The organism is Fulvivirga aurantia, assembly GCF_009711475.1.
GTDB lineage: Bacteria > Bacteroidota > Bacteroidia > Cytophagales > Cyclobacteriaceae > Fulvivirga > Fulvivirga aurantia.
In genome coordinates, this window is the sequence record NZ_SMMD01000702.1 from 1 (window position 1) to 5,916 (window position 5,916).

Annotated in this window: 2 protein-coding genes; both read right to left on the reverse strand. The window is 40.2% G+C overall.

Annotated elements, in window-relative coordinates; translation table 11 throughout:
• Positions 1–141: 141 nt before the first annotated feature.
• Positions 142–4,830, reverse strand: a complete 4,689-nt coding sequence (locus E1176_RS07700; RefSeq protein WP_155210032.1) for a T9SS type A sorting domain-containing protein — start codon at positions 4,828–4,830, stop codon at positions 142–144.
• An 8-nt stretch (positions 4,831–4,838) separates the two neighbouring features.
• On the reverse strand, positions 4,839–5,897 hold the full coding sequence (locus E1176_RS07705; protein WP_155210033.1) for an FISUMP domain-containing protein: 1,059 nt from the start codon (positions 5,895–5,897) through the stop codon (positions 4,839–4,841).
• Between the last annotated feature and the right edge of the window lie 19 nt (positions 5,898–5,916).

Genomic DNA, 5,916 nt, shown 5'->3' on the forward strand with positions numbered 1-5,916 from the left:
GTCATCCCTGCGCAGGCAGGGATCTTCTGTCAATATTGATAAAAGATTCTTCGCTAGCGCTCTGGATGACGATTTATAATAAAAAAAGCCTCCTAATCCTGTGAGGGTTAGAAGGCTTCAATTTAAAGTTAATTAAGAATGTTATCTAATGATTGTTACTCTATGCTGGTATTGTTTGTCCTGAGCGTTGAGTTGCAATAGATAAATGCCTTGTTGGTGATCTCTTATATCTATTGACACTTTCTTTTCTCCACTTAAAATACTGCCCTGAGCTAGTCTTTTACCCTGCATGCTATAAAGGAACCATTCTACATCTTCCTGCATGGTATTTCTTTCCAGAACTACATTTAAGCTAGAATTAGCCGGATTCGGGAAAACCTTAATTCCACTGTCAACTAAATCTTCAACGCTTGTAACAGCCCCTTGTCTCAATGGCATATCAACTGACTTTTTAGACACCTGAAATACTTCATTTACAGGATAGCCAAATTGGTTTTCTTCAACTCCGTGTGTCAGCTGCACAATGGCAATTACACTGTATTCACCAGCTTCTGCATCTTCCCACACCTGCCAACTATCATTAAGCTCGAGAGTAGTTGCCGACCCGGCTCGCCATTCTCCGGTTTGTACTTTACCTCCCTGGAATGGTAAATATTGTACAAATACATTATTTAAAGTCTCGCCCTGATAATCAACCTCATTGTCAACAATTGCCAGAGTAAGCGACAGCGTAAGGTCACCCTCCCACTCATCTAATAATTGATGAGGGTTGTCATTACGCGTTGCAGAAGCACTTACTTCAAGTTTACCTTCTTCCGATTCTGTAAATTGAATATCAATTTCAAAAGGAGAGGCCGTCAAAGACTCCCTGCTGTATTGCTGTTGTACCCAGCCCGCAGAAAAATCAGTAGTATCAACCATCTTTCCGTTTAACACCGTGTACCCAGGCCCATCTAAACCGTAGAAATATCTACGTGTAAGGTGGTCATTGGCTGTATTCTTAGGGAAGTAAGGGTTGTAGTAAAATGGATCTTCTCCATCTTCGGTATGATACTGAATATAAACCACATCATTTTTAGGAACAGCAAACTCACTTACGTTTGCTCTTTCACTTGAAACTGATGGCATAGTAACATTTGTAAAATGCTCGACCAATACTTGTCGGTCTTTATTTTTTATGCTCACATTATCAAATGAAAAACCTGTGTAATTTGTTGGTCTGTTGGCTTGATCTAAGCTGGCAAACGCCACTCTAAATCTCACCTCATTACCAGCAGCAGCTTGCTTTACATCAGCCAAATTATAGGCTGTGTTTATCCACTGTGTACTATCTGATACACCCGACCAACCAGTAATCGAACCACCCGGACTGGCAGATATACTTTTACTATTATACCAATTTAGGCCCTGATCTGCTTCCCCTAAAGGTTGCCAATCTGAAAGACCATCCTGGATTTGATATTGCAATACTGCACCTTCGATAGATTGGGTATTATATCTTACTTGCATCTCAAAGAGAGGATCAGTCCATTGGTCAAGGTTAAAGCATGGGCTTTCTACCCAACTATATTCGTTGTTATTAAACTTGCCTTCGGTATCGTTAGCTGTTGACCATGCAGGTTGTCCAAAAACGTTTGTTATTCTCCAACTACTATTTTTAGCAGCACCATTATAATTATCGTTTTCGCTAGTGGCAAACCAACCGCCTGCACCATTGTTGAAATCTTCAGAATAACGACCAGATACAGGATCGCTCACCGCTTGATCAAAGACAGTCACCTTTTTACTTAAAGTGTCTGTGCAACCAATAGATGTTTCTACTACCATGGACACATCATAAACACCTGCCGCGCTAAAGTTATTTGCTATCGCATTATCAATGGTAGGCTGGTAACCGGCCCCATCGTTGAAATTCCAATAAAATGACTGTATCGTATCATTTTCATCTGCTACACCGGCATGTGTAACCATGGCTTCAAAACTGGCCAAATTACCACATGATGTATCAAAGGCATAATCAGATACAGGTGTTTCCCCGACTTGGACGTAAAATTCTGATACAGAACTCGCGCACCCTGCATAAATATGTTTCCGCTCAACTGTAAACCTCTTTAATTGTGCCTGATCGGTAGAAACTGGTGGTAAAAATTTACTTCCTTCAGCAATAGCAAAGCCTCTATCATCACGCCAAACTAAATCTATATCGTTAGGCTGTGGTAGATTTAAACTGTCGAGATCATCACCGATACAATACCTAAAGGTTGGAATATCATTTACCTCAGGCAGATCTGCACTAAATTCTATAGAATCTGGCACCGGAACTACTCGAAAGTCTAATGTATCGACAGTGGAGCATCCACCTAATGGATTATAGCTATAAATTAGTTGATAAACTTCATCTCTTGCAAGTAAATTGCCTTCTCCAACAGTAAAACTATAATTATCTACTGCTCTAACTGTATTTCCATCAAAAATTGAGAAGCTTTTACCTTCAAAAGTATTGCCTGGCCCGCCAAGTAGGTAAATCGTTCCTTCATTTTCACAAAACACTGTATCTAACTCTTGTCGCGTGGCGGTGAGAAATGTAAGCTCTGGAACCTGGAGATATCTTATAAGATAATTCTTATCAATATTGACAGTATCTTGTTTGGTCCCCACTACGTCTGGTTCACAAACCTGGATATATCTAATTCGGGTTTCTGTTCGGCAATTTTCTCCTATCACTTCACAAGTCTGATTAGGACCACACGGGCCACATCCAGACAATGTGCGTGATTCACTAGCCATTGCCTTCCTTTGGTTTCTAAGTACATTTAACGAGTCCCTTTTTGCCTGAATATCTTCAGCAGTAAGAGGTGTAAAGCATGGTCCGGCAGCTGTTAGACACGGATCATAGCAAATACTTCCTGGATCACGTGGATCACACGGATCGAATGGATCATAACATGGCTCACCTGGACGACAATCACGACAACCATAAACATCATCGCATACTTCAACCTGATATTCTTCAGGCTCTAGACGACATACTGTCTCTATAACATCGATAGTCCTTATTTCAACATAAGATAGAGCAATTATACTGCTATCTGCACCTTGGCTGGCGGCAGCCTGACGAGCATCGTCCACAGTAAAAGTATACCCTGTCTGGTCATTTCCTACTTGGGGATTATAGGTTGGTGATGTACTACCACTAATTCCATAACCACTTATTTGGAAGTCCTCCATTGTAGCATCACTTTCCAGATCATCCGGAGCAAACGCAATTTCAACCACATCATTTTCGTCTGAACAGTAAGTAGGCTCAATATCCAGCTCTACTTTACTTCTTGGTTTTTTTTGTATTTCAAATGACAATGGTTCACTGCCAATTATACATCCAGATTGATTAAATGCAGTGTATGTAATATCAATCCTAACATTTCTGCTACTACTTGCCAAATTATCTATATCAATTGCATAGGGATCAACGTTGCTGTCATAGTTTTCTAACGAGGCTATAAGTGAACTATCTTTTCTAATCGATAGTAACCCTTGTAGTGGGTTAACGATAACTTCTGGCTGTAATCCAACACCAGGCACGACCTTATTTTCGATCTCCGGTGAAAGACTTACTTCAACTGTGCCAGCGGCCTCATCAACACCCACTTCAACGGAAGTTGCTATTCCTGAGCAGCTTCCATCAGCAGGAGTTACACTGGCGGCTATTGACAAAGGGTAATCACTAACATCAGCATGAGCATTAATAAATGCCTGTGCTTTCGCATCATCTATAGTAATTTCTGCACCTGATATATCAAACTCGCTATTTGTAACTGGCTTGCCTTCAACAAAAAAGTTGACCGTGCTGCCAGCAGCTATTGCAGATCCATCTTGTTGTAAAACATTAATCACTAAATTAGATTCCTCACAAAAAGTTGTGACTGAACCATCATCAGGCACCGTATTTCCATCAGTATCAAAAAATGCATGTGCGGCACCATTAGTTATTTGTAACCGAGCGAAAACTGAACCACCCGGCAATCCAGGCATTTCTGCATCGTTGTTACTACCAGTTGTATTATCTACCCTTATAATCTCATAGGTACTTGTAGGGTTAACCATGCTGGGATCAGTAACCCTCGCTTGGAGGCCGGATAGCGTTATCCTATCAACATAATCAGTGTAGATAGTTCCTGTTCCGCATGACGTCAGAGAGCATAATTTATATGCTACCTGAACCATGCTATCATTAAGAATAGAAATACTTTCAGTACGTATATCTGTATCAGTTTCTAATGAAATACTACCTTCAGATACAAATTCAAAGCCGTCAGAAATCTCTAGTAATAAGCTATGGGTATTGCCTGATGCTGCAGTGGTATAAAAATTATCCTGCATGCCTTCATCAATGACTATAGCATTGATTGTGAAAGTAGAGCCATCAGTACAAATATCACTGGTCAGGTCGTTGTTAACTATAACCCCTGAGCCAGTTTCAATTGTAAAGCTACGAGTAGCAGTATTCGTAGGGTCAGCTGTACCTGCAACACCTGTTATGGTAATTCTGTAAGGTATTCCAGGACTCAGTGTTTCATTTATGGTTAATGTAAGTTTTTTTGGGTCAATCGTATCATCAAAACTTGATGAAAATGATAAAGCTGGTTCTATGGTAATAGAGCCTGCTGCAGGCTCCTGAATTGCCTCTGAAAAATTAATCGTAATTTCATCTAACCTTAGACTAACACCCCCTCCTGAAGGTAATGTAGAAGAAATTGTTGGTTGAGCATGAGTAAGGTGGAATGTTAAGATCATTCCACCTAAAATAATAATCCTGAGGTATCGTATCATTTTATATTCTATTTCTTAATAAAGCGTACACTGAGATTATTTAACTTATCAGTATCTCCATCAATTATAACATCGGTTTCTACATCAATATAAACTAAATAAGCCTCACCTGGTGCTACATCAGATTCAGGTGCTAACCAAAAATACCCTCTCTTCCCCGCGTTATTAAATTCTCCAGTAGCTACGCCTCTTATTCCTGCAGCTTTAGCTTCAAAACCACTAGTTCCGCCTACTTTTAATTTCGTAGCTGGATCAGTTCCTACAAAATTTTCCAAAGCTTCCCATTGCTCTACTGACGGTAATTCCCACCCCTCTGGTGCAATTTCTTTGGCTACATACCAGGTATATAATCTACCATATTGCTCTTCGTAAGTGTCTTTGTCATTTTCATAATAGTATGAAGAGGTAGAGTCTGAAGTATTGGTATCTAAATTGAAGTTCTCAGCAAACCAGATTTGAGTCCCGATTTTGACTACTTTATACGTCTGGCCATCTCTAGAATCAGTTGTAGTGGTTACTTCATCAGCAGTAACTGTAACAGTTGCCTCACAGCCATTTTCGTCTTTTACTACTATGGTATAATCTTTTTCTTCTTCAACTTCAAAAGTTGTTTCTGTTTGGAAAGTCGTTTTATTATCAATTGAATACTGGAAAGGACCAACGCCACCTGCTGCTTCTACGGTGATTGTATAGGCATCTGCAGTAGCTGTAAGTGATAACTCTTCAGCGATAGTAATGCTTTTGGTAGCTTCGCAACCATTTGCGTCTCTTGCAGTAATTGTGTTAGCTCCGCTAGCTACACCAGAGAATTCAGCTGCTGATTGGAAGGTAGTACCATCTATAGAAAACTCGTAAGCACCTTCACCACCGGTAATATTTTGAACGGTGATCTCGTCACAACTTGTTTGCTCAAGGTCGAATGAAATGGTAACACCCGCACATACATCCGGTTGAGGGTCATCACCTCCATCGTCACTACCACAACCTATAAATACGGCTGATATAAAAACAAGTGCAAAAAATGATAAGCTCGCCTGGAGCATCGCAGTTGGTTTGAAATTTTTCATTGTCAATTAGTTGGTTTGT